This window comes from Streptomyces cirratus, assembly GCF_014650775.1.
GTDB lineage: Bacteria > Actinomycetota > Actinomycetes > Streptomycetales > Streptomycetaceae > Streptomyces > Streptomyces cirratus.
Map to the genome: position 1 here is coordinate 94,713 of NZ_BMVP01000008.1, position 22,869 is coordinate 117,581.

Annotated in this window: 22 protein-coding genes; 8 read left to right on the top strand and 14 right to left on the bottom strand. The window is 69.4% G+C overall.

The window, feature by feature from the left end; translation table 11 throughout:
• Positions 1-78 precede the first annotated feature (78 nt).
• The 3 genes from IE207_RS20805 to IE207_RS20815 form a co-directional block, all read right to left on the bottom strand.
• A complete protein-coding gene (locus IE207_RS20805; RefSeq protein ID WP_229873855.1) occupies positions 79-1,200 on the bottom strand; it encodes a tetratricopeptide repeat protein in 1,122 nt (373 codons plus the stop codon).
• The gene (locus IE207_RS20810) at positions 1,197-2,468 is read right to left on the bottom strand and encodes an ATP-binding protein (protein ID WP_190185770.1); all 1,272 of its coding nucleotides are present in this window, start codon (positions 2,466-2,468) and stop codon (positions 1,197-1,199) included. Before IE207_RS20810 ends, IE207_RS20805 begins: the two co-directional genes overlap by 4 nt.
• Before the next feature lie 352 nt (positions 2,469-2,820).
• Positions 2,821-3,945 carry a glycoside hydrolase family 64 protein gene (locus IE207_RS20815; RefSeq protein ID WP_190185903.1) on the bottom strand — a complete coding sequence of 375 codons (1,125 nt, stop codon included), beginning with the start codon at positions 3,943-3,945 and terminating at the stop codon, positions 2,821-2,823.
• Positions 3,946-4,484: 539 nt separating this feature from the next.
• Here IE207_RS20815 and IE207_RS33790 point away from each other — a divergent pair.
• Positions 4,485-4,613 carry a hypothetical protein gene (locus IE207_RS33790; protein WP_268250193.1) on the top strand — a complete coding sequence of 43 codons (129 nt, stop codon included), beginning with the start codon at positions 4,485-4,487 and terminating at the stop codon, positions 4,611-4,613.
• Positions 4,614-4,654: 41 nt separating this feature from the next.
• Here the strand turns inward: IE207_RS33790 and IE207_RS20820 are convergent, their stop codons facing one another.
• Positions 4,655-5,758, bottom strand: coding sequence for a pentapeptide repeat-containing protein (locus tag IE207_RS20820; protein ID WP_373304743.1), 1,104 nt, complete (start codon positions 5,756-5,758; stop codon positions 4,655-4,657).
• Between the two features lie 717 nt (positions 5,759-6,475).
• On the opposite strand from IE207_RS20820, the gene IE207_RS20825 reads away from it, so the two are divergent.
• Positions 6,476-7,132 carry a hypothetical protein gene (locus IE207_RS20825; RefSeq protein WP_190185772.1) on the top strand — a complete coding sequence of 219 codons (657 nt, stop codon included), beginning with the start codon at positions 6,476-6,478 and terminating at the stop codon, positions 7,130-7,132.
• Between the two features lie 32 nt (positions 7,133-7,164).
• Complete coding sequence (locus IE207_RS20830) at positions 7,165-9,810, top strand: M48 family metalloprotease (protein ID WP_190185773.1); 2,646 nt, start codon at positions 7,165-7,167, stop codon at positions 9,808-9,810.
• 34 nt (positions 9,811-9,844) lie between these two features.
• Here IE207_RS20830 and IE207_RS20835 read toward each other — a convergent pair whose 3' ends face one another.
• Positions 9,845-10,402 (bottom strand): hypothetical protein, encoded by a 558-nt coding sequence (locus IE207_RS20835; RefSeq protein ID WP_190185774.1) that lies wholly within the window; start codon positions 10,400-10,402, stop codon positions 9,845-9,847.
• Between the two features lie 383 nt (positions 10,403-10,785).
• Here IE207_RS20835 and IE207_RS33275 point away from each other — a divergent pair, with 383 nt between their 5' ends.
• Positions 10,786-11,292, top strand: coding sequence for a DinB family protein (locus IE207_RS33275; protein WP_229873856.1), 507 nt, complete (start codon positions 10,786-10,788; stop codon positions 11,290-11,292).
• Between the two features lie 199 nt (positions 11,293-11,491).
• On the opposite strand, the gene IE207_RS20845 is transcribed toward IE207_RS33275, so the two are convergent.
• Positions 11,492-12,007, bottom strand: coding sequence for a GNAT family N-acetyltransferase (locus tag IE207_RS20845; RefSeq protein WP_190185776.1), 516 nt, complete (start codon positions 12,005-12,007; stop codon positions 11,492-11,494).
• Between the two features lie 171 nt (positions 12,008-12,178).
• On the bottom strand, positions 12,179-12,385 hold the full coding sequence (locus IE207_RS20850; RefSeq protein ID WP_190185777.1) for a VOC family protein: 207 nt from the start codon (positions 12,383-12,385) through the stop codon (positions 12,179-12,181).
• A 182-nt stretch (positions 12,386-12,567) separates the two neighbouring features.
• Here IE207_RS20850 and IE207_RS20855 point away from each other — a divergent pair, with 182 nt between their 5' ends.
• Entirely contained in the window at positions 12,568-12,789 is a 222-nt protein-coding gene (locus tag IE207_RS20855) for a hypothetical protein (protein ID WP_190185913.1), read from the top strand.
• Between the two features lie 768 nt (positions 12,790-13,557).
• Here IE207_RS20855 and IE207_RS20865 read toward each other — a convergent pair.
• The 5 genes from IE207_RS20865 to IE207_RS20885 all read right to left on the bottom strand — a co-directional run bounded on the left by IE207_RS20865 (position 13,558) and on the right by IE207_RS20885 (position 18,233).
• The gene (locus IE207_RS20865; protein WP_190185779.1) at positions 13,558-14,286 is read right to left on the bottom strand and encodes an SDR family oxidoreductase; all 729 of its coding nucleotides are present in this window, start codon (positions 14,284-14,286) and stop codon (positions 13,558-13,560) included.
• A gap of 846 nt (positions 14,287-15,132) precedes the next feature.
• Positions 15,133-15,924: a hypothetical protein gene (locus IE207_RS20870; protein WP_190185780.1), complete on the bottom strand. Its 792-nt coding sequence runs from the start codon at positions 15,922-15,924 to the stop codon at positions 15,133-15,135.
• A gap of 82 nt (positions 15,925-16,006) precedes the next feature.
• Positions 16,007-16,849, bottom strand: coding sequence for a hypothetical protein (locus tag IE207_RS33795; RefSeq protein WP_190185781.1), 843 nt, complete (start codon positions 16,847-16,849; stop codon positions 16,007-16,009).
• A 371-nt stretch (positions 16,850-17,220) separates the two neighbouring features.
• Positions 17,221-17,769, bottom strand: coding sequence for an NIPSNAP family protein (locus IE207_RS20880; RefSeq protein ID WP_190185782.1), 549 nt, complete (start codon positions 17,767-17,769; stop codon positions 17,221-17,223).
• Positions 17,766-18,233 (bottom strand): hypothetical protein, encoded by a 468-nt coding sequence (locus IE207_RS20885; RefSeq protein WP_190185783.1) that lies wholly within the window; start codon positions 18,231-18,233, stop codon positions 17,766-17,768. The genes IE207_RS20880 and IE207_RS20885 overlap by 4 nt, the downstream gene beginning before the upstream one ends.
• Positions 18,234-18,295: 62 nt before the next feature.
• Between IE207_RS20885 and IE207_RS20890 the strand changes: the two genes are divergently transcribed.
• The gene (locus IE207_RS20890) at positions 18,296-19,222 is read left to right on the top strand and encodes a helix-turn-helix transcriptional regulator (RefSeq protein WP_190185784.1); all 927 of its coding nucleotides are present in this window, start codon (positions 18,296-18,298) and stop codon (positions 19,220-19,222) included.
• Between the two features lie 541 nt (positions 19,223-19,763).
• Here IE207_RS20890 and IE207_RS20895 read toward each other — a convergent pair.
• Complete coding sequence (locus IE207_RS20895; RefSeq protein ID WP_190185785.1) at positions 19,764-20,645, bottom strand: hypothetical protein; 882 nt, start codon at positions 20,643-20,645, stop codon at positions 19,764-19,766.
• A 10-nt stretch (positions 20,646-20,655) separates the two neighbouring features.
• The gene (locus IE207_RS20900) at positions 20,656-21,219 is read right to left on the bottom strand and encodes a C39 family peptidase (RefSeq protein ID WP_190185786.1); all 564 of its coding nucleotides are present in this window, start codon (positions 21,217-21,219) and stop codon (positions 20,656-20,658) included.
• A gap of 538 nt (positions 21,220-21,757) precedes the next feature.
• Between IE207_RS20900 and zapE (IE207_RS33800) the strand changes: the two genes are divergently transcribed.
• Together zapE (IE207_RS33800) and zapE (IE207_RS33805) are read left to right on the top strand one after the other, a co-directional pair.
• Positions 21,758-22,297 (top strand): cell division protein ZapE, encoded by a 540-nt coding sequence (zapE, locus tag IE207_RS33800; protein WP_268250194.1) that lies wholly within the window; start codon positions 21,758-21,760, stop codon positions 22,295-22,297.
• Entirely contained in the window at positions 22,297-22,860 is a 564-nt protein-coding gene (gene zapE, locus IE207_RS33805) for an AFG1/ZapE family ATPase (RefSeq protein WP_268250195.1), read from the top strand. The genes zapE (IE207_RS33800) and zapE (IE207_RS33805) overlap by 1 nt, the downstream gene beginning before the upstream one ends.
• The last annotated feature ends 9 nt before the right edge of the window (positions 22,861-22,869 follow it).

Consider the following 22,869-nt stretch of genomic DNA (forward strand, 5'->3'; position numbering starts at 1 on the left):
GGGCACAGGGCTTCGGTCCGGGCCGCACGGTCGACGCCCTCCGAACCAGGTTTCCCCCTGTGCCCCCGAATGGGCGAGTTACCGGGCCTTGTTCTTGTCGAACCAGATCGTGGCCGCTATGGGAACGATCCCCGCCCAGAAGATGAGGCGCGGCCCGGCCAGGTCGGCCCAGGGAGGCCCCGCGATCAGCAGGGCGCAGAGCATGGCCCAGGTCGATTGCGCCAAGGCGACGCGGGCCCAGCGGCCGCGGTGGATCAGCGAGCGGACGTTCAGCTGCACCCCGGAACGGAGCTTGCGGTAGCGGCGCCAGGCACCGAAGCCCCAGATCGCTGCCATGATCACCATGGACCACAGTCGCTGGGCGACGGGCAGGGGCAGTGCGGGGGCCGGGTGGTCGTCCGACGGAAACAGGTTGATCATGGCGGCCGGCGTGACCAGGCAGAGCAGCGCGAGCCATCGAGTGCCCCGCAGCAGCCGGTAGGTGGCACGGTCGAGCTGCTGCTGCATCCAGGAAGAGCCGGGCTGGCCGGCCAGTGCACCCGCGTAGAGGTCGGCGGCGTGTGCGGCGCCCACGCCCGGCGCCTCCGCGGCCTTCTTCGTCCGGCGGGCAAGGGCTTCGGCGTGAGTGGGGTCGATGCGGAGAATGGCCTCGTCGAGTTGGTCGGAGACGGTGCCATTGCCGGCCGCACTGGCGATGCGGTGCGCGACCTCGTGGGCGTAGATGTCCTCGGGGCCCAGGCGCAGTGCCTCCTTGGCCAGGTCGGACGCCTCGCCGGAAATGCGATCCATATCGGCATGACTGAGCGTCCCCGCGCCCGTCGTCCGGGCGTATTCGACCACCGCGACGCGCCACACCGCGTCCGCGAGCATGGCACGGGGGTATGACTCCTCGGGAGCTACTCGGACCGCCTCGCGCAGTACGGGTTCGACGTTGATCCAGCCCTCGTCGTCCACCATCGCCCGGGCGCGCAACATCAGTGCGCCGTAGTCCTCCGGATCCAGCTTGAGGGCTTCGTCGGCCGCCTCCCTCGCCTGCCGCGGCCCCTCCGTGTTGAAACGGCAGTAGCCCATCTTGACCCAGGCGCGTATGTCGCCGGGATCCTCGGCGAGGTGGCGGCCCAGCAGTGCCAGGGCCTGGTCGTAGCGTTCGAAGTCGATCAGGGCTTGGGCCTGTTCGACGGTCGGGTGCAGCGTGGTCACAGCTTCCGCCTCTTCTTGAGATAGGCGACCAGGTCGTCGTACATGCCGCCGTCGTTGGCGTACATCGCCACGTTGCGCGCCGAGGCGAACCACGGCTCCGACGAGGGCACCGTCTGCTTCGCGGCACCGAGCAGGTCCTTCATGCCGATCATGCGCACGACACCGGTACGCACCGAGTCGAGGAGCGCCGTCTCCGCCGCGGACTCGCACAGGTGGGCGAGGTCGGCCCCGGACAGACCGTCGGTCATCTTGACGAGCTTGCCCAAGTCGACCTTCTCGATCGGGCGGTCGCGCAGGTGGTAACGGAGGATCGCCTCGCGCGCCGGCGCGTCGGGGGGCAGTACGAGGAGCGTGCGGTCGAAGCGGCCGGGGCGGCGCAGCGCGATGTCGACGTCCCAGGGGACATTCGTCGCGGCGAGTACGAAGACGCCCTCGTTGGCGGCGGCGTCGACGCCGTCGAGCTCGGTCAGGAGCTGGTTGACGGTGTTGCGCATGCCCGCGCTCTGCGTACGGCTGCGCTTGCCGCCGAGAGCGTCCAGTTCGTCGAGGAATACGACGCAGGGGGCCTGGCGACGCGCGGTCTCGAACAGTTCGTGCATGTTGCGCTCGGAGTTGCCGATCCACATGTCGAGCACGTCATTGACAGACACGGACAGGAAGCTCGCACCGAGCTCTCCAGCGACGGCGCGTGCCACGAACGTCTTGCCGCAGCCGGGAGGACCGTAGAGGAGGAGGCCGCCGCGCAGGCTCTTGCCGTACAGCTTGCGCAACTCCGGGTTGCGCAGCGGCGCGAGGAACGCGGCGTCCAGGCGGTCCTTGACCTCCTGCATGCCGCCGACGTCGGCGAGGCGTACGGTGCCCGGAGCGTCGACGTCCCAAGCGGGGGCACCCTCGGGGTCGCCGCTGCCGTCGGTGGCGAGGGGTTCTTCCACGAAGCGCGGCGGAAGGACGTCTTTCACCTGGTCGGCGGCGGCGCCCCAGTTGAAGGTGTTACCGGGTCCGGGCTCCGTGGGTGGGGTCGCCGGGGCCGACGGAAGCACAGAAGGCGGCGTTTGCGCAGGTGAGTTGCTCATTGCGCGTACCATCAACGCTTTTGCCTGACCGTCACCCGGCGCGTGCTGCAGTGCGACGGCCACCTGAGTGACCGCGTCGTCCTGCTGTCCGGCGTCCAGCAACAGGCCGGCCAAGTGCAGTCGCAGTGGCACGTCACCGGGTGCCGCCTCGACGGCCGTGCGCAAACTCTGTATCAGGGGAGAGACGTCAGACATGTGGCCACTTTACGAACTCACCGCCACGGGTCATCCGGCGGCCCTGCGGACCTGACGAGCAGTGGCCGTCCGGCCATCGAGGGCCACCGGGGGCGCCCCTCGCATGGCAGCTCTCCGCCGTCCGAACGCGCCGTAGGCGCCCGCCACATGGGCTGCGGTACGTTCCGCCATCCGCTGTGGTCCGAGCGGTTGGCCCGGCCGGCCAGACCCATGGCCACTGACCTCATTTCAGTGGCGCGACTTCGCCGACGATCCCAGTGAGGCCGGAGCGGTCCACGGCGAACCGGCAGGCAGCCCGTCGAGGTGGCCCCGTGCCGGAGGTGCACGAGAGTGGCCAGGAGCCGGTCGATGGTTAGTTGAAGGGTTCCAGCGTCATGAAGGCTTCCTGCGGATTGCCGTCGTGGACGAGTGATTCGTGAGCGCCCACGTCATCGAAGGCGAAGCCGTACGCCTTACCGTCGGCCATCTGTTCGTGGATGATGCGGGAGTAGTGGTTGGTGACGGCGTCGCGGTAGAAGTCGGTGCCGCTCGCGTCGGGTTGGTTGGGGTTCGTCAGGAGCGTCGACCGGTTGAAGCCTGCACACAGGGTGCGGGAGATCGGACCGCGGACAGTGTCATTGGGTGCGTCCAGGAGCTTGTAGCAGCCGAAGACGCTGTCGGAGTCCGGCTTCTGGAAGCTGGTGACCACCGCTCCCGCGGCGTTGGTGAAGTTCATGACGTTGCCCGAGACCCGGCCGTAGTACTTGGTGTCCGGTTCGTTCACGAACGGCGTCACGGTGAGCGTGGAAGTGCTGTACTTGCTCCAGACCCGGTTGATGTAGTCGTTCATGACGTCGGCGGGGATTCCGCCCGCCTCGATGCCGTGACCGGGCGAGAGCGCGCGCACCGGTGTGCCGTCGGGGCCGCTCTGGATCAATCCGCCCCAGCCGGCCGAACGCAGGCGGCTGAAGACGGCGTCGTATCCGCCCGGCTTGAGCCGGCCGGTGCTCGTGACCGTGCCGTTGGCCGCCTTCACGCCCACCGCGTAGGGAGCGGAGAACATGTCGACCTGGGTGCTGTTGATCCACAGTCCGCCGTCATTGAGCGTGTACTCGGACCAGTTGAACAGGATGCCCCGGTTGGGGTCCGAGGGATTCTGCACGGCAGGCTGCACCAGGCCGCCGGTGCTGACCTTGAAGACGATCTTTTGGCCGATGGAGAAGTAGACCCGTCCCGAGAACTTGGGCATCCGGATCGTCTTGGTCTGCCCGTTGGGCGGACCCGCGATCGACGCGTCGGGCGCGGGGGTCGGCGGATTGCCCCCTGTGGGCCATGGGTGGAACGTGCCGTTGGCGTCGGCCCAGCCCTGCCGGCCCGAAGCCAGCTCGGTGCCCAGGTTGTAGACGTAGACCGGCTCGCTGCGGCCCGAGGTGTTCTTGATCGTGAGCGGGATGGTCGCCGGTACGGCCTCTGCGGACGATGACGGCCCGACGAACATGAGACCGGCGGCGGCCACGATCGCCGAGACCCCGAAGCCGAGCACTTTCGATAAGCGGAACACTCTCTTCCTCCTTGTGTGGGGAGCTGCCGTGGGGAGGCGGCAGGCAGGGATAGATGCATTGAAGCCTGAGAGCGCTCTCAGCGTCCGGTTGTGTTCATCTTCTGTCAATACTCTTGACAGGGCCCTCGCCGGACACCCTCGGTGTGAGGGCAGTCAGGAGGGAGCGGAGCCCGGGTCCGGTACGGCGCACCACCCGCCAGCCCAAGGCCGGGTGCACCCCATCGAAGGGGCGGTCCTCGAAGACACGGAGGCTGTCCATGCGGCCGTCACGGCACGCCACGCAAGTCACAACCCGAGGCCGGACGAGCGGATACGGAACCGTCCTGGCGGCCGCCGTCCTGGCATTGTCCACCTTGGCCCTGCATTCACCGGCCACTGCCGCCGGGCACCGTGCCGCAGCAGCACCGGCCGGTGACTACTGCTCGCCGGCCGAGGAGTTCTACGGCGGTGGCCAGTACACCTCCACCTGAGTCCAGGTGGGCCTGAACTTCGGCTCCAGCAACCAGGTCATCGTCAGGAACAGCCAGACCCAGTACCAGTGGGGCGGCTCCTGGTACTACGCGGACAACAACTACCGCAGCTACCCCATCAGTGTGCCCTGCTGACGAGCGTCAGGCGAGACACGAGCGGATCCAGAGTCCTGCTCTCAGGGCAGGTCGCCGATGTGGGTACCGGGCGGCAGCAGGAGTCCTCCGGGTGCTGTTCGCAGGCCGAAGCGCGGGGGGTGGGTGAACGTCGCGGTACGGGAAAGATCGACGGTGCCCCCGGTGAAGCGGGCCGGAGGGACTGTGACGTGGAGGCTCTCCAAGCGGTGCTCACCGAAGTCGACGATGGCGCCCGTGAAGGTGGAGCCGGCGAAGTCGACAAGACCGTCGGAGAACTCCGCGTCCTCGAATCGGACCTCTCCCGCGCCGAAGGCGACGTCACGGAAGTTGACGCGGGCGCCGGTGAATCGGGCGGCGTCGAAGGTGACCCAGCCGCCGCTGAAGACGGTCCGGTCAAAGCGGACGGTCCCGCTGCGGAACTCGGCGAGGCGGAAGTAGACGTAACTCCCGTCGGCGAATGCGACCTCGTCGAAGACCACCTGGTCGTGATCACGGGCAACGAAGAGCGCCTTGATGAAGATGATGTCGCCGCCGGTGAAGCGGGCGCCGCGGAAATCGGCCTCGTCGAGAACCGCGCCAGTGAAGTCGAGGTCGTACCCCTGCCACGATTCGGGTGAGTCGTCTCGCAGATGGGCGCCGATGAGCCGGAGGACGGTCTTGCGTATCTCGCGTTCACTTTGCCAGGCGGTGAATCCCGCCTCGTCGACCGGAGCATCGGGCGCATGGGGCATCCTGAGGTAGCCGCACAGCACGTCGATACAGGTCTGACGCTCCTGGCGCCACTCGTCGGCGAGTCGGGCCATGGCGTACGCCCCGGCCATCCGGGCCGCCGGCTGATCCGCCCCGAGCTGATTGGCCGCGGCCCCGAAGCGGTCGGTGAAGGACCTGCCGTGCTCGCGCTCCTCACTCACCTCGTTGAGGTGTTGACGCCGGTAGCCGACGACCAGGGCGACCACACCGCCGGCTCCGGCGACGATCGCCAGGGCGATCTTGATGCCGTCGTACACATCTCCGGGCTTGAGCGGTCCGGCCGCGTCCAGCCGAGGCCTGCCCAACATCAGCCAGAACATTGCCGCGACGATGCCGACTGCGAAGGCGGACAGCAGCAGCACAACAGCAACATGCAGGCTCAGCGACCACCGCATCACGCTGCGAGGATCTGGACCTGAACGCTCACCCCTGACCGCCACGCCATCAGCGTAGAACCGACATCGAGAGCACGGAACGGCGCGGGCGAGGATCAGCCCGAGGCTGCCGGGCGGCGTTTGTAGGCGGTTTTCGTCGCGGAGCTTCGCGACGAGGGGCTTGCAGTAGTTCCTGGCTCCTTGCGGCCAGGAGCTTGCGAGGGTCCAGGACGGCCTTCAGGGAGCCGTCCAGGCTCGCCTACGCAGGACTCGCCCCGCGACCCGCAGTTCCGGTTCCCCGATCCGCGGTGAACAGCCCTCCCGGAGAGGCAGGCGGGCAACGGTGCCGCTCCGCACGTTGACCGGTGGGCGCTGCTCAGTCCTGCCGGGGTGAAGTACGGCGAGGCGGATCCGGACAGGCTCACCCCGGCCCGGGTCCGCCGGGGGCTCAGGAACCTCCGGGGGAGGACCGGCCGGCCGGTGCTGCTGACAGCCGGAGCGCCGGTCCGCCGCCGAGACCTCCGCTACGTCCAACGCGATGCAGCCCCACCCCTCCTGGACAGGGGCAGGGGCGAATCAGCGTCGACGGGCTAGGAGGGGCGTGCGCGGGGGCGCGGGTGCTGCGGAATGCACCTCGCGCGCCCTGTACGACTCTGGTGCGCCGCTCAGGGCGCTGCATAGGGTTGGCCACGCCGGAGGGGGCTGTCCGGCGCGAGCCGTGCATCCCGGGGGTGGATCGTGAGCCGATCGCAGGCGGAGCCGCGCGTGGAGGAGGACCTCCTCAGGGAGATCGCCCGCGGGGTGGTGGAGCGTGTGGCTCCCCACGAGTTGGTCCTCTTCCACGCCGAGAGCACGGCCTACTTCCGGGATCCCCACAAGGCGTTGAAGGCGGCGCGCAAGCGGGCGGCCGCGCAGCCGAAGGACGAGCGGTTCGGCTTCGGGGGCGGTGAGCTGATCGCCATAGTGACTCCCCTCGTGCTGGCGATGGTGGAAACCGCTCTGGTCGGCCTGGGCGCGGACCTGATGGTGAGGGGCGCGGAGCGGAGCGCGGGCCCGGTGCGTGCCCGGATACGACGCCTGCTGCGGCGCCCGGATCCGACGCAGCGCGAGGAGTCGGCCGCCGAAGATGCCGATGCCCCGGAGGGCCCGGAGCCTTCGGCCGCCCCGGCACCGGCAACCGACACCACGCCCGGAGCGGTCATCGACGCCTCGGCAGGTTCCGAGGGCAACGCGACGGACGGGGCGCCCCCACCCGCGCCGAGAGCCGGGGCGCTGCCCCCTGAGCTGACGGAAACCGTTCGGCAGCAGGTGTACGAGCAGGCCCTGCGCTTCGGCATCGACGAGGACGGGGCCCGACTGCTGGCCGACGCGGTGATCGGAGGCCTCACCGCATAGCCGGTTCCGCCATCATCCCTCGGGAGTCCGCGATGCCGACGCCTGCCCCACCGACGGTTCCCGTCCCCGAGACCCCACAGGATCCGTCCGGACTGCCCGCCGGGACTACGTTCCGGTTCATCCTGCTGATCACCGCCCTCTTGGGGGCGTCGGCCTTCATCTACAACACCGTGTACCTCGCGTTCGCTCCCGGCGCCGATCGCGCGCAGGCGGTCTACGAGCAGTGCGCCGCAGCGGCCGGCCGGGCCGGGGAGATCAGCCCGGCTGTGAACCTCCCGGACTACTTCCTCACCTGCACCGCGGAGTTCGAGCGCACAAAGGCTCCCTGGGCGCTGGCAGGGGTCGCCTCCCTCCTGGCACTCGCCGGGTTGTTCTACTGGGCGGACCCATACGTGCACGTACGCAGGAACGACCTGGTCGCCTTCGCCCCGGAAGCAGACGCCGAAGACGCCGCCCTCGTACGCCACCTGCACGAACTGGTCGCCGAGGCCGGCCTGCACCGGCCGCCCCGGTTCTTCCTGCGCCGGTCCTCGAGCTCCGTCACGGCCCATGCGTTCGGGCGCGCCGGCTGGTACGCCGTGGTGCTCGACGCAGGGCTCGTCACACGGTTCCGTGCGGACCCCGCGCGGCTGCGAGCGCTGGTCCTGCACGAGCTGGCCCATCTGCGGAACCGGGACACCGGCATCGAGTGCCTCACCCGGTCGTTGACCTGGGCCTTCCTCCCCCTGGGGGTGCTCCCTCTCGCCGCCGCCCTGATCGGAACCGCTCCTGGGGACGCGCTGGGCGTCGGGTTGCGGGCAGCGGTCCTGCTGGGCCTCGTCTTCCTGAGCTCCCGGGCCGTGCTCCGGGCGCGGGAACACGGGGCGGATGTGCGGGCGGCGTCGTGGGACGGTGTGCGCGAGGACCTGCTGACCGCGATCGCGGCGGCAGGTGACATCCCCCACCCGTGGTGGAAGAGGTCACTCGGCTTCCACCCCACCACAGAACAGCGCAGACGCATCGTGCACCACCCGGACAGGCTGTTCCGGACCGGGTTCTGGGAGTGCTTCGCGGCCGGCCTCGCCGCCATGAGCGCCGGCAGCGGATTCCTGATCCTGTGGTGGCTCACGGCCCACGAGGCCGACCCGTTGAACAGCCGATGGGCGGCGGCGCTCGTCATCTCGCCGGCCGTGGTGGCCGTCGTCGGCCTCGGGGCGTGGCGTACGGCAGCCCGGTCCGACCACAGGATCCGGGACAGGGTGTTCCCCGCGCTCGGTCTGGCCGTGGGGCTCGTACTCGGCCGGCCCCTCGCGGTGGACAGCGGGATGGCGGCGCCCTTGCCGAGGCTGGCCTCGTCCGGCGCGGCGGCGGCTGCGCTCTGGGCGTTGTGCCTGGCTTTCGTGCTGGTCCTCTTCGAGTGGTGGGCGGCTCAAGCCGCGGCTGCCTGGGGAGCTCCCGTCGCTCCGCGGCGCGCCGGGTGGGCGCTGGGCTGGGTGGCCGCCTCGCTGATCCTGTCGGTCGTGATCGCCTCGTGGATGGTCCTCACCGACGCGGCGGACTGGCTCGGTACCGTCGCGGAGGGGGTCCGCGCCGACCATGAGGCCGTGGCGCAGGTGGCGCCGGCGGGGCCGTACTGGCTCTGGTCGGCCGTTCATCATCCAATGCAGCTGCGCTTCGCGCAGTGGACCCCCCTGATCCTGGCGCTCGTCCTGGTGTGGGCGGTACCGCTCGCCGCGCGTCTGCGGCCCGCACCGCGGTCGGCGAAGACGCGGGGGAGCGCGGCGCAGAGACGGGCGGAGGCCTTGAGCGGCTGGCCCCTCGTGGTCGCGGTGGCCTCCACGGCCGCCACCGCGGCCTTCGTCGGCGGCACGCTCGTCTCCCGTCTCCTGATCCACTCCGGCATCCCCGAGAGGACCCGTACGATGGACGGCTTCCTGCTCGCCTTCACCCACGGAAACTTCGTCGTCGCCATGCTCGTTCAGGGTTTCGTCGCTCTCGCCACGGCGGCCCTGCTCGTACGGCGGCACGGCATCACGGCCGCCCTCTACGGGCTCATGGCGGCCTTCGTGACAGGGTGTCTGGTCACGGCCGTGTTCTTCGGCGGCGTGCTGGCCGCCGGCTGCGTCGACGCACTCGCCCTGCGCCCAGCCGCCTGCGGCGGGATCTCGCTGCCCCTCGTCCGCAACACCCTGCTGCGGATCCTGGTCGGAGGAACGGCCTGCTCCCTGATCATGGTCACTACGGGGGCCGTCGTACTGGGGGTGCGCCGCCGTCTTCGGTCGGAAGCCCCGTCCCGGCCCGTGGTCGGGGCGGCGGCCGAGGGCAGGATCACCGCACGTCGGGTCGGCCTGACGGCGCTGCTCCTGGCCGGAAGCGTGACGCTGTTCGCATGCACCACGGACACGACTGACCGGTCCTTCGGCGTGCCGACGGGCGGAGGCGAAGAAGTCCGCTCCGCCTGCCGACAGTACGACGAACTGCTCGGCTCCCTGGACACGCTCACGACCGCCGAGGTGCACACCCGGCTGGGCAAGGCGAGTCAGTCGGCGGTCCAGGGCGGGGACCCGGCGCTCGCACTCGCTTTCATGGAGCACTTCAAGGCAGCTCTGGAAGGAGATTCCGCAGCGTTCAAAGAACACGGAGATCGAATCAACCAAACTTGCGCCGCTGCCGGGGTCGTGCTGGTGAACCTCCCTTGAACCGGTGAAGCCGGCAGGAAAAGCCACGGCCGGTTCAACCGCCTCCGGTCTGCCGTACGTAACTGACTCCGTCGAGTACAAGGTTCTCGAACGTATAACCGTATCCGGCGTCGAATTCGTTGACCGACCACTGCGAGTACCGGATGGGTCCGCCTGGCACGTAAAGAACCATGGATGAATTCCCGACGATTGCCGGACCGGTCAGGACCTGACGGTTGTTGAAGTGGAGCACAACGTTTCCGTCGGCCGTGAAGACGATCCGGGCCAGCTGTGCGGAGCCCTGGTTGTCTCCGTCCCACTCGCCGACCAGTGCCGCAGGTACGTAACCCCGGGGGAGAAGCGGAGAAGGGGGTGGTGGTGCCGGCGTAGGTGGGCGTACGCCGGGGGATGTCCGGGGTCCGGGGGCCGGCCCGGGACCGCGGCCGGTTTCGCGCAGATCGCCCGTCGGCGTGAACGGCTCGGGTCCCGCGCTCTGATTCGGATCGCTGCACCCGGTGGCGGCGAGTACGGCAATGCAGGCCGCCGCGACCGTGGTCAGCCTGAACAGCATTCCCATGGACATCATTTCCCCCGATTCGATGCCGCCGTGCACGCAAAGAGGTCCGACGAGAGCGTACTCCCGTCGGAATTCCTACGGAATGTTTTCCTCATGATCAGCCCAGGGTCGCGGTGTGCTCCAACGTGATGTCGATGCGGTCTCGGAACGCGAGGAGCAACCCGTCGGTCGGCCTTTTGACTGGGCCCGGCTCACCCGCCGGGCCAGTGGCTGGTGGGAGCATCCGGGCCGCTGACCATCAGTTCACGCGGGTGGCCGATGGCGGCGGCCAGGGTGAGGGCGGTCCCCCAGTTGATCTCCGGTCTCCGATCTCCGATCTCCGATCTCCGATCTCGGCACCGGTGAGGTGGTTGGGCGTCGCCGTCCGCCCTTCGGACCAGGGGTGGCCCGTGGGAACGCATTCTTGCCATGATCGCCAGGTGAACGATGACCAGCGCATACACCCCTCAAAGGTGGCCGACGACCGTGCGTCGCTCACCTCGTTCCTCGACTACCAGCGGGCCACCCTGGCCATGAAGTGCGCGGGTCTGACCGGCGAACAGCTGAAGCGGAAGGCGATCCCGACCTCAGGACTCACGCTCCTGGGCCTGGTGCGCCACGCGGCCTCCGTCGAGCGGAGCTGGTTCCGCTTCGTCGTCAACGCCGAGGAAGTCAAGGCGCCTTGGCCTGGCGAGGTCGACGGCACCTTCGCCGAGTTCGACGTCGAGGACGCCGACGTCGGCGAGGCGTTCGACGTCTGGCACGAGGAGTGCGTCCGTGCCCGCGCCGTCGCTTCTGCCTTCGACTCCCTCGACGACACCGTCAACTTCCGCGGCGAGACCATGTCACTCCGCTACGTCCTCACCCACATGATCGAGGAGTATGCGCGTCACAACGGCCACGGCGACCTACTGCGCGAAGCGATCGACGGCGCAGTCGGCGAGTAGACATTGGCCCTCCAACAGGTCATGCGGTTGGCCGCAGCCGTGCCGTCCTCGGCCGGACGGACTCGGTGGCTGCTCCCCGGAGGTCAGCCCGCCCGGCCGTCAGTGCCTGAGCCATGGGCAGCGAGCTGTTGCCGGAGACTTGGGCGCCTGCGCAGCCGAGATCGCCAGAGGAACTCGAAAGCCGACCCCTGCACCGATGTCAGACCCGCTCGAACGGCTCCGCGTACTTGAAGACGCCACGCAGAGCGGGGTCATGGACGGTCAGGGTGCGGACCTGGAAGTACTCGCCCCACGAGGGTTCCGGTGCGGTGATGCCGTACTCCGTGCTGGTCCGGAAACCATAGCGGCCGTAGTACGCGGGGCTGCCGAGAAGGGCGACGAGGGGCTCGCCCAGGGCATCCGCTGCGCCGAGCACGGCGTGGACGAGGGCGAGGCCGACGCCGCGGCGCTGGTGGTCGGGGTGCACGCTCAGCGGGCCGAGGCCCAGGGCAGGGGCAGCGCCGACATGGCCCCGGGTGCAGACCACGTGGCCTACTACCTCGCCCCTGTCGCTCAGTGCCACGAGCGAAAGTTCCGGCAGCCAGCCGTCGCAGGTGCGCAGCTCGTCGAGGAGGGCTACCTCCACCGGGAACGGACTCTCCGGCTTGGCGAAGGCCGCCGCGGTGACTGTTCTTACGGCGCAGACATCGGCAGGCGTTTCGCGTCGGATCAGCACCGGCACAGTCTGGACCCCGAGCCACAGAGCCGCAAAGGATTTTTGGCCGCCTCGTACGTGACGACACCCGTGACGAGGTCGTTGCCGTGACCATCACCACGAAGCACTCGACGCGTCGCCGGCTACGTCGCGGGCAGGAGCACGGCTGGAGATCCTGGTTGTCCCGCCCGGTCAGCCCTTGACGATGCAGAAAGGGTGTCCGGCCGGATCGGTGAGGACCCGCCACCTGTCTTCATGCGGCTGGTGATCCGACTTGCCTGCGCCCAGCTCCAGCAGCCGGTGGGGTTCAAGGCCTGTGGCCTGCTGGTAGAACGCTGCCAGCGCCAGTGGATCAGGACAGTCGAGTGTTATCGCGCTCAACTTCATCTGCAGGGTCATGACGCCTCCGAGCCGGTCGACAGACTTTCCGACGCACACATGAAGAGGCGCTGCCCAGGCCGGTTCGACGGACTGGCCAGGCAGGACATCGGGTCGGCGGACCGTGTGAACGTCTGCGACAGGTGCGCGGCCAACGCGAACGCTCGACACATTCAACGAGACCGTCGGCTGCGACATGTCCGATGGCTGCCGCCGTCGATCTCCTCGACCAGTGGTTCGCGTTCTTCGGCGTCCTCGAGCGTCTTGATGATGACCCGCTCGACGCCAGCGTCTGTGATCTTCCGGGGGACGCCGGGCCGCCGCCCGCTACCTGGGAGCCGGGCCCCGGCCCCCGCGACGGCTGGGCCTGCCAGGTGCTCAGGTCAGGCCCCATGCCGCCGGTTTCGTCGACGGTATTCGTCTAGAGCGCGGTGGAAGTCGTCGTGGGTGTAGTCCGGCCACAGCGTGTTGGTGAAGCCGACGGGATTCAGCCTCCAGCGGCGTTCGGTAGCCAGGAGCCGGACCGTTTCGGTCGTCTGGGCCGGTATCGTCTCGAGCTCCGCTTTGGGCCGTGCGGCGGTGTTGTCCGGGGAGGACGACCTACCGGCGAGCTCAAGGGTCTTCTTGCTGCTGAGGCGGAGGGTGTCGGTCAGGGAGACGGTGTTCTGGCGGGGCCAGCGCCGGTTTCCATCGGTGGGTACCACGAGGTGGCGGGGTGCTGGGGGCGGTGGCGGGTGGTCCGTGATGCCGTCACGATCAGCTCCGGAAGGGCCGAAGAGTTCAGCGGGTGCGGAACAGGGCGCTGTCGGCCAGGGCGGCCGGAGCGGTGTGGGCCTCCGGGTCCAGGTTGGGTTTGCCGGTCACGTTCGGAGCTCGGCTACCGGCCGACCTACCCGAGCGCCGGAGCCCTGTGACGCTCACTGCGCCCGGCCGGTTCAGCCCCGTGATCCGCCCAACCGGCTTCCGACTGCCGGAACCAGCGAGCGGGCGCGGGAGGGGACGCTCCGCACGGTGTGCTGGTGGCATGACGAGCGCTGACCTGGGTGTCCGTCTCACTGCTGCGGATTCGCGCCGGTGGCGTCGGCGTCCAGGTTGGTGCGGTCGAGTCCCGCGCAGTGGCGGTGATCGGGTCGGGCGTCGGGCCACCGCCACTCGGATCGTCCAGGTCCGGCCGAGCGGGAAGCTGGAGTGGTTCAGGCGAGCCAGTCGGTGTAGCGGGTGGGGGCGAGGTGAGCCTGCGTGTCGGTGAGGACGTCACCCTTGACGACGGCGAACATGCCCGCGGTGGGGTCGGTAACGACGGTGCGGTTGTCGCCCTTGTGGGACAGGGTGGTCCGGCCGAGCTCGTCCAGGGGGAAGATCTCGGGGCCGGCGATGTTGTGAATGCCATTCAGCGGGGCGCCCGCGGCCACCTCCGCCACCGCGTTGGCCACGTCCTTGGAGGCGATCGGCTGGATCGGGGTGGCGGGCAACCGGACGGTGTCGCCGTCGGTGGTCCAGGAGAGGACGGCGTCGATGAACTCCATGAACTGCGTTGCCCGCACGATCGAGTAGGGGATGGGCCCGGCCGCGAGGATGTTCTCCTGGAGCACCTTGGCCCGGTAGTAGTCCAGCTCCGGCACCTGGTCCGCGCCGACGATCGAGAGGATGACGAAGTGGCCGATGCCGCCCTTCTGGGCTGCGGTCAGAAGGTTCTCCATCGAGGTCTGGAAGAAGGCCGGCGAGGCTTCGTCGAAAGTCGGGGAGTTGGTCAGGTTGACGACGACGTCGGCTCTCGCCACCGCCTCATCCAGTCCCTGGCCGCTGATGACGTCCACTCCGGTGGACTGCGAGTGCGGCACCGCTTCGTGACCGGCGGCATTCAGAACCCTGACGACCTGCGACCCGATCAGCCCGGTACCACCGATGACTGCGAACTTCATGACCTGCCCTTCGCCGGCAACTGTGTCCGTAATATGGCACATCCTCCCGACATGGAGCTGCTATGAGGGGTCATCTGTCTGGTGAACGTGTTGCTCAACTTGCCAACACCGCCTCGCATGGCCAACTCAAGCTCGACGGAGCCGCTGGTCGGCGGACAGCACGCGGGACCGGGCCCTGGCTGCCGTCCAGGCAACGCCGACCTGGCTGGTCGGCTCGACTGGAGTACGGCTGGCACCGACTCCGCCACCGCGAAGCACGGCAAGAGGTTGAGAGCCGAACCCACCACCCGACTCCACAAGCAGGCCGCGTCCGCCACGTCCGGCCGTGTAGCGGATGCGGCTCGTGCTGACCGCCGGCACGGCGGTCACGGCCCCGGAGATCGTCTCGCGGCGTCGCCGCTGACGGAGAACGACGTGCCGTCACCCTTGCTGGGCCGCGCTGCTCACACCAACCCGCGTTCGGTTCCACCAGCCGCTTCGAGGGCGTCGCCGCCCGTTCCGAGTACGGCCCACGCGCGCGATGGCTCGCACCCGTGCCGTCGACGGACGTGACCGGGCCGGGCCGGGCCGGATGTCGGCCCTCGGCCAGCCGCGCGCGGTCGCTGGGGATCGTTCCGGCTCTGGGCCGGTCGGGCCCGGGGACCAGCCGATCGCCGTTGGATGGCACGTGACTGCGGCGGGACCGGCAACGGGCTCTAGCCAGGAGAAACGTGAGTGGCTGTTCAATGGCACGCGGCGCACCAGAGGGCCCCGACCAGCACCCCGCACGTCGTCACGTGAGGGAGTACGGCGCGCGCTGGGGCTCGGGCTGGGTCACGGAGGGCAGGCCCCGGTGACCCGGTCCGGTCAGCAGCCGATCGTGACCCACTTGTGGACGGGGGAGGTGCGGCTCGTGTCCCTCCTGAGGCTCGACAGGATGTCGAGTTCGGCGCCGGTGGGCGGGGCGACCAGGCGGAACGTCACCCAGGCATCACCGAGGGAGTCGGTAGTGCCCGAGGTTCCCGAGGTGTAGCCCTTCTTGCCGGGAATCCAGTAGTCCACCCACACCGGTTGTCGCGCGAATCCGGGTACGTCGGGGAGGTCGTGTGAGATGTGCAGGGTCACGTCCACCGCGCGGATGGAGTACGGCCATGCGCCGACGGTGGTGCACTGCTGGAAGGCGGTGACGTGGGCGTCGTCGAACCACCACTCCTTGTCGACCGCCGTCGTGTTGTCCCGCGTGCAGTGGAGCAGGGTGCGGGTCTGCGTGGTGCTGTAGTAGGTGCCGTCGGTCCAGGCGACCTCGTAGCTGATGCTCAGCATCGCGTCGGCGGGCGGGTTGTCCACCGTGTAGTTGAAGGTGACGTTTCTCCTGGCCGGGTCGAACTGGCCGAAGAGCGTGCCGAATTTGCTGGTGCCGGGGATGGTGTAAACGGCGGTGATCTTGGAGTTGTCGGCGTCGTGAGCGACGGCTTCCAGGTTCAGGGTGACCCGGTCGACGGGTACGGCGGTGGTCGTCTTACCGCTCCCGGTGGTGTCCATTGCGCAGTGCTGGTCCACGTAGGCCGCCACCGGGCCGTCCAGACCGGCGTAGGCGGGCGACGCTCCGGCGGCAGTCAGGCCGATGAGCAGGGCCAGACCCGCGATCAGTGTGCTCAATGGCCTTGGCGGTCCTGGTGCTCTCCTGGTCATTGTGATCTCTCCCCCAGGGACGATGATGCTGTTCGGTGTCGGAGCCGGGTCAGCAGGCGATGGTGGCCCAGGAATGGGCGGGGAAGGTGCGCGAGCCCGCTTGGCCGCTTGCCAGCACGTCGAGTTCGGCGCCGGTGGTCGGAGCGATGATCACGAACGACAGCGTGGCCTTGCCATCGGAGTCGAAGACGCCGGACGCTCCCGGGGTGTAGGTCTTCTGGCCGACGATCCAGTAGTCGGCCCAGACCGGCCGGCCCGCGTACCACGACGGCCAGGAGGACGAACCGTGCGCGACGTTCACCGTCACGATGTCCTCGCGGACATAGGCGTGCCTTCCGCCGACGCCGATGTCGACGGTCTCGCAGCGCTGGGAAACGCCGGTCACGGTCACATGGTCGTCCCACGTCGAGGCGTCGACGTAAGTGGTGTTGTCCCGCGTGCAGGGAGCCAGCGGAGCGCTCACGAAGTTGCTGTAGTAGACGCCGAGGTCGTGCCACCATATCTGGTAGGTGACCGTCAGGGTCGCGCCCGCGGGCGGGTTGGACACCGAGAAGTTGAACGTGGCGTTCTTTCTGGCGGTGTCGAACGCGCCGGTGGCGGTGCCGGTCCTGGTGCTGCCGCTGATGGTGTAGAAGGCCGTGATGGTGGAGTTGGCGGGCGCGTAACCGACGGACTCGAGGTTGAGGGTGATCCGGTCGGTGGGTATCGCGATCGTCATGGGACTGCTGCCGCTGTTCTGCACGGCGCAGTGCTGGTCCAAGTCGGGCGCGACCGGTCCGCCCGGGTCGGCGGAGGCGGGTGACGCCCCGGCGGCGGTCAGGCCGATCAGGATGGCGAGAGCGGCGGTAACCGCCCTCCAGGTCTTCCGGGCTCTTCGGGTCTTTCGGGCCATCGCGGATGCCCCCAGGTCGTTGGTGCCGGACGGTGCTCTCCACTTGCGGTGGCAGAGACGCCCGGTGCGACACCTACGGTTCCTGGCCCGGTCCAGCCCCACACGGCCCCCGTGACAAGACCAAGTAGGCCCGTTGACCAGCCACTTGGCATAGCCCTGAACCCAAATCAGGCGCGACAGGCCGGCGTCGCGCGGGGCGACCGGCTTCGTCTCGCCCTCCACCGCGATCTCCTGGCCGTGACCGCGGGGTACCGGCCGCTCCGCGCCTTCCCGCTCCACCCACTGAGTGAGAGCCGCCCGGCCGCGCTGGAACGCCGACGTCGCGACCGGCACGGACCGGCGCCGGCGATCGAACTGCCCGGTGCATCGACTCAGCTCGTCACCGGTTCGAGCCGAAGCCTCCGGCTCGGCCACGGTGGTGGTTGCGCCGCGCCGAACCAGACCCTGACGTCCTCCCCGGTGCGGACCGGCAGGCGTGGGTAGTCGTTCTCGGTGTGCTCGGTGCGGTGCAGCGCGTGGCCCGGGCTCAGGTGCCGGGCGGCGTACTCGTCGAAAGCGGTCGCGTCGGACGGATGGCAGACGGTCGCGAGCACCTCACGAGCACCGGGCGCGGGCGTGAAGCCGGGTCCGCGCAGCAGCAGGACGTCGTCGCTGTCGGTCATGGTGGCGTTGGCCGCCTCTCGGTGCTCCCGCCACACCGGGCCGGAGTAGAAGGACTCCAGCGAGCGCCGTCGGCGCGCCATGTCGGGGAACGAGCGCAGCCAGACGAAGCGGTTCGGGTCGTCCAGATCGCGGAACCGGCCGCCGACGGTGATGCCGGCCGCCTGCTGGCCGGTCACGAACTCGCGCTCGAACAGCTCGATCAGCGTTTCCCGGGCTCCGGGACTCAGGGTGTACTGCCGGAGTTCGACGATGCTCATGCGCCGGCCCGCCCGGTCCGGGTGAAGTCCATGGTCCAGTTGTGCTCCCAGGTGCGGCCGTCGTCGGCGGAGAACTCCTGCTCCCAGCGGGCGTGGTCCGGGCCGAGGCGGTACCAGGTGAAGTGCACCCGGATCGGGCGCCCGTCGTAGGTGTCGTCACCGTAGAAGTCACCGCGTTCCCCGGTGAAAGAACCGACCACGGGCGGGTCCAGCCGGCCCGTCCGACTGTCGGACCAGTAGATCGACCAGCGTCCTGTCTCTCGGTCGAGCAGTCGCAGGGTCACTCCCTGGCGGCCGAGGGTGGGGAAAGTGATCTCGTCGATGTTGCCGGCGCCCCCGAACAGCGGCCGGATCACGGCATGGCCCGGGAACTCCACCCAGGTTCCGGTGCCCGGTGCGAGCGGTGTGGTGAGACGGCGGTTGGCCACGTCCCAGGAGCCGTGCAGGAAGTCGAAGTCGTTCATGCGTCGCAGGTTAGGGACGGTCCACTGACATCTTCTGTCAGTGGATGTGGATACTGGGCGGCATGCGCGCGAGCCGACTGGTCACTCTGCTCCTCCTGCTCCAGAACCGGGGCCGGATGACCGCCCGGCAATTGGCCGAGGAGCTGGAGGTCTCCGTCCGTACGGTCTACCGGGACGTCGAGGCGCTCGGCGCCGCCGGAATCCCGCTGTACGGCGCCGCCGGACACGAGGGCGGCTACCAGCTGGTCGGTGGTTACCGGACCCGGCTCACCGGACTCACCGCGGACGAGGCGCAGGCCGCGTTCCTCGCCGCGCTCCCCGGCGCCGCCGCCGACCTGGGGCTCGGGGAAGCGCTCGCCACCGCGCAACTCAAGTTCCGTGCCGCCCTTCCGGCGGAGCTGCGCGAGCACGCCGAACGGATCCGCAAACGCTTCCTGCTCGACGCGCCCGGCTGGTACAGCGACGCCGACCGCACGCCCTATCTGGCTCCGGCCGCCGCTGCGGTGTGGGAGCGGCGGGCAACGGTGCTGCGGTACCGGCGCTGGCGGGCGCCGGAGGAGATCGAGCGGCGGGTGGAGCCGTACGGGCTCGTACTGAAGGCGGGCCGCTGGTACCTGGTCGCGGGCGGGCAGTCCGGGATCCGCACCTACCGGGTCGACCAGATCCTCGGCATCCGGCCGCTGGAGGAGTTCACCGCTCCGGAGGGGTTCGACCTGGCCGCCTACTGGGACCGCTACTTGGCCGACTTCCGGGCCCGGCTGCACACCGGGACGGCCCTGGTACGGCTCACCCCGGAGGGCGCCCGCCGTCTCGGGGTGACGCCCACCAGCGACGGGTGGACGGAGGCCCGGGTGCCGATCGAGTCGGTCGACCACGCCTACGGGGAGTTCCTGCGGCTGGGTACGGACATCGAGGTGGTGGCACCGGACGAACTCCGCGACCGCATCGCAGCGACCGCACGGACCTTGGCCGCCCGATACGATCGCTGACCCCGGGCGGAAGGCACCCCCGGCCCCGGCTCCGGCTCCGAGGCCGGACGACGACCTGTGGTTCGGCTCGACGGGATCCGTATCCGGTTCACGCGTGGTCGCGCTCACGGTGCCTCCGGCCACGTCGGCACGGGGCCTTGACGTCGGCGCGGTGGCCGAATCGACGACAAGCGGGGCGGAGTCGGTCGCGGCCTCCATTGTCGCGCGGTGACTGGGGGCAACGCGGTCCGCTCGGTCGACTGCGAAGGGCTCCCGGGCGAAGTCCCCTGCCCTCGCTGCCCTCTTGACCGCCGCTACGCCCGGGACCCTGGCCGCGACGGCCCTCAACGGCGCAGCCATCCAGCCGCAGGGACGGGGGTCCCGTACAGGGCCACAGGGCGCACGTGCCGAGCACGAACAGCTTGTCGTCCTCGCCCCCTTCCTGGGAGGTCAGGAAGGGGGCGAGGGTGTTGCGCACAGCCCGTAGCGCGATGGCCGGACCGCCACTCGCTCCGTCCCGGCCGGCTGCCGGGACGACCGTAGTGGCGGTCCGGGGTTGGGCTCAGTGGGTGCTTGCGCGCCGGCGTCGGCGGAGCACGACGGCTCCGCCCGCGAGGGCGAGTGCCGCGCCGGAACCGCTGGCGAGGAGCAGGGTGGACGACGGGGCGTCGTCCACCTCGCGCTGGAGGCTGTAACCGCTGGAGTAGCCGGTGGTGTCATACGCCGAGCCGGGCAGCTTGTCGGCGTAGCGGGCCTTGACCAGTTGCTGGTATGCGCGGAGTGACACCGATGCCTGGCCGCTGAGTCCTTGCCGCGCTTGGTCGTTGAGGGGCTCGACGGTGGTGAGCTTGAGCTGGTACCAGCCGCGGATTTGCGGCTCGGTGAAGACCAGCGTGCCCAGGGTGGCCTTGCTGGCGTACGTGGCGTCGCTGTCGCCGTCTCGCACGGCTGCCAGGTGCCAGCCGCCGCCCTGGGTGGGGGCGAGCATGACGGTGGCGTTGCGGCCGTTGACGGTGGTGCTGAGCGAGGAGACCAGTTGCGTCAGTTTGATCGCCTCGGTGGGCAGTGGCTTGGCGGTGCCTGCGACGAACCCGGGGGTGATCTCGTTCAGTGCCACCGGGTCCTTGATCGTGAAGACCGGGAGGCCCTGGCACGGCTCTGCCGTTTCCGGGATCGTCTGCACCGGCTCACCCGCGTTGCCGGTGGGTACCGGGGTGCGCAGGAAGCGGCATACCGCGTTGTGGACTTCGGTGGACTTCACCGCGTTGAGGGCGGCTTGGTAGTCGGGGATGTCGGCGGGGAGCGGGTCCTTGGCCGGGGCCGCGTGCGTCGGACCGACGACAGACAGAATTGCGGACGCGCTCACTGCAATGACGAGGGACAGGCGGGAGAAGGGAGAGGCCGCCCGCTTGCTGGGCATCTTGGTGCCGCTGGTGTCGCGCATGTCGCCTGCCTTAGCGGGAGATACCGATGCGGGAATGGGTCCACTTGGACGAGCTGTTGCTCACGTAGTCGTTGTAGTTCCACCACGTGTACGTGGTGGTGTCCGGCCACGGGTCGGCCACGGCGATCGTGCTGTTCGACGTGTCGAAGCCGTAGACCACGTTCATGTGGCCGCCCCCGGACGTCCACCCGATGCGGGCACCGATCGGCCGGGCCGCCTTGACGTCGGTGTACACCTGGTTGAACGTGGCCGCGCTGCTCAGGCCCGAGCCGGTGTGGGCCATGCCGAGGCTGCTCCAGCCCCTGGCCATGTCGTCGAGCGTGGCGGGCTGGTTGTTGCAGCCGTAGTAGGGCTGGGCCCGGTTGCAGAAGTCCGTCTGTGTGGAGCCGAAGCCCTGGAACTTGGCGATGGTCAGCCCGGAGGCGACCCAACACCACTGGGTCTTCTCCTGCTTGTACATGGTGATGGTGTCCTGGCCCGCTTCGGCGTGGGCGGTGCCTCCCGCGGCCGCGAGCGATCCCAAGGCGGCCAGCGCGATGGCCGTCGCCGTGGTTCCGTACCTGAACCTGCCCATTTTCCTGCCTTCCCCTGATGGGTGCACGAGATGAACGAGGCAATGTGACAGACATATGACAGCGCATCATGTCCAGGTCACATAGGGGTCTTGCAGGCGATTACTCCCTTCTGATTATTTGTCGGCTAATAACCTGAGTCGGCGGCGCTTACCGCTCACGCCTGCCTGTCGAAGCCGGAGCCGGGCCGTGCACCCCGACCCGCCCGCTACTCCTCTTCCCTGGTCGCGGAGCATCTGACGGCCGCGACCTCGGTTACCCCGGGAGGGCGTCACGTTCGTCTCGACGTGGGGATCGAGAGACGTCCGGGACGTGCGCCTGGTCCGCCCTGAGCTGGTGGCCGACATCAGCGCCGACCGCGCCGCCGACCGCGCCGTCGACCGGGGCGGCGCATGGCGCTACCCGCTAAGTCCTCGAAGCGGCGCCGACCGAGCCCGCCGGACCCGCCTGATTCCGGATTGCGGAGACGTGCGGGTGTGCCCGGGTCGGCACACCCCCACCCCACGGCCCATACCTTGACGAAACTCAGCGTACGAACGGATGAGCGACACGGTGCACAAGCACGACGAGGCCATGCGCCGCCACTTCCATGAAGCCGCGTCCCGGCGTGGATTCTCCGTCGCCCCGGCACAACAGGCCGCTGTGGAGCGGCTGTCCCGGCTGGCAGCCGAACTCGCCCGGCCGGCCTGGACGTTTCCCAAGCCGCCCCGCGACCTCTACGTCTGGGGCCCGGTGGGCCGGGGGAAGAGCTGGCTGGTGGACACCTTCTACGAGGGCCTGCCTTCCGGCCGCAAACGCCGCCTCCACTTCCACGACTTCTTCCGGCGCCTGCACGACGGGGTAAACCGACCGGATGCCCGCCACAACCGTCAGAGTGCCGTCGACCGGGCTCTGGACGAGCTGATCGGGGACAGCCGGATCCTGGTCTTCGACGAGTTCCACGCGCACGACGCAGGTGACGCGATGCTGATCGCGCGCCTCTTCCGTACGCTGCCGGACCGCCGGACCGCCGGACCGCCGGACCGCCGGACCGCCGGATCACCCTGGTCACAACGTCCAACTACCCGCCCGCCGGGCTGATGCCGGACCCGCTGTACCACCACTTGTTCGAGCCGACCATCAAGCTCATCGAGGAGCGGATGGACGTCCTGGACGTCTCGGGTCCGGTGGACTTCCGCCGACTCGCGGTGCCGCATCCGGCGGGCGGCCACCGGTTCGCGACGGGCTTGTGCCTGCCCCCCGACCACACCGCCCTGGAAGCCCTCGGCCTCACCGTCCCGACGCCCGCGGAGGCTGCTGCGGTCCAGGCCCACCTGCGGGAGCTGCCCGCCCGGGCGGTGCGCGGCGAAGTCGTGTGGTTCGGATTCGACGTGCTGTGCGAGACCGCTACGGCTGTACCCGACTACCTCTCGCTCGCAGAGCGGTTCGGCACCCTCGTACTGGACGGCGTACCACCGCTGGCCACAGCTTCCACGGACGGACGGCAGCGGTTCGCGAACCTCGTGGACGTGGCCTGCGACCGGGACATCCGGCTGGTACTCATCGGCTCCGACCCCCTGGCCGGCCTCTGCGCCGATCCGACTCTGTCGCGCGACCTGGACCGCACGTCAAGCCGCCTCGCGATGCTCCAACGGGCGGTCTGAGGCTTCCCT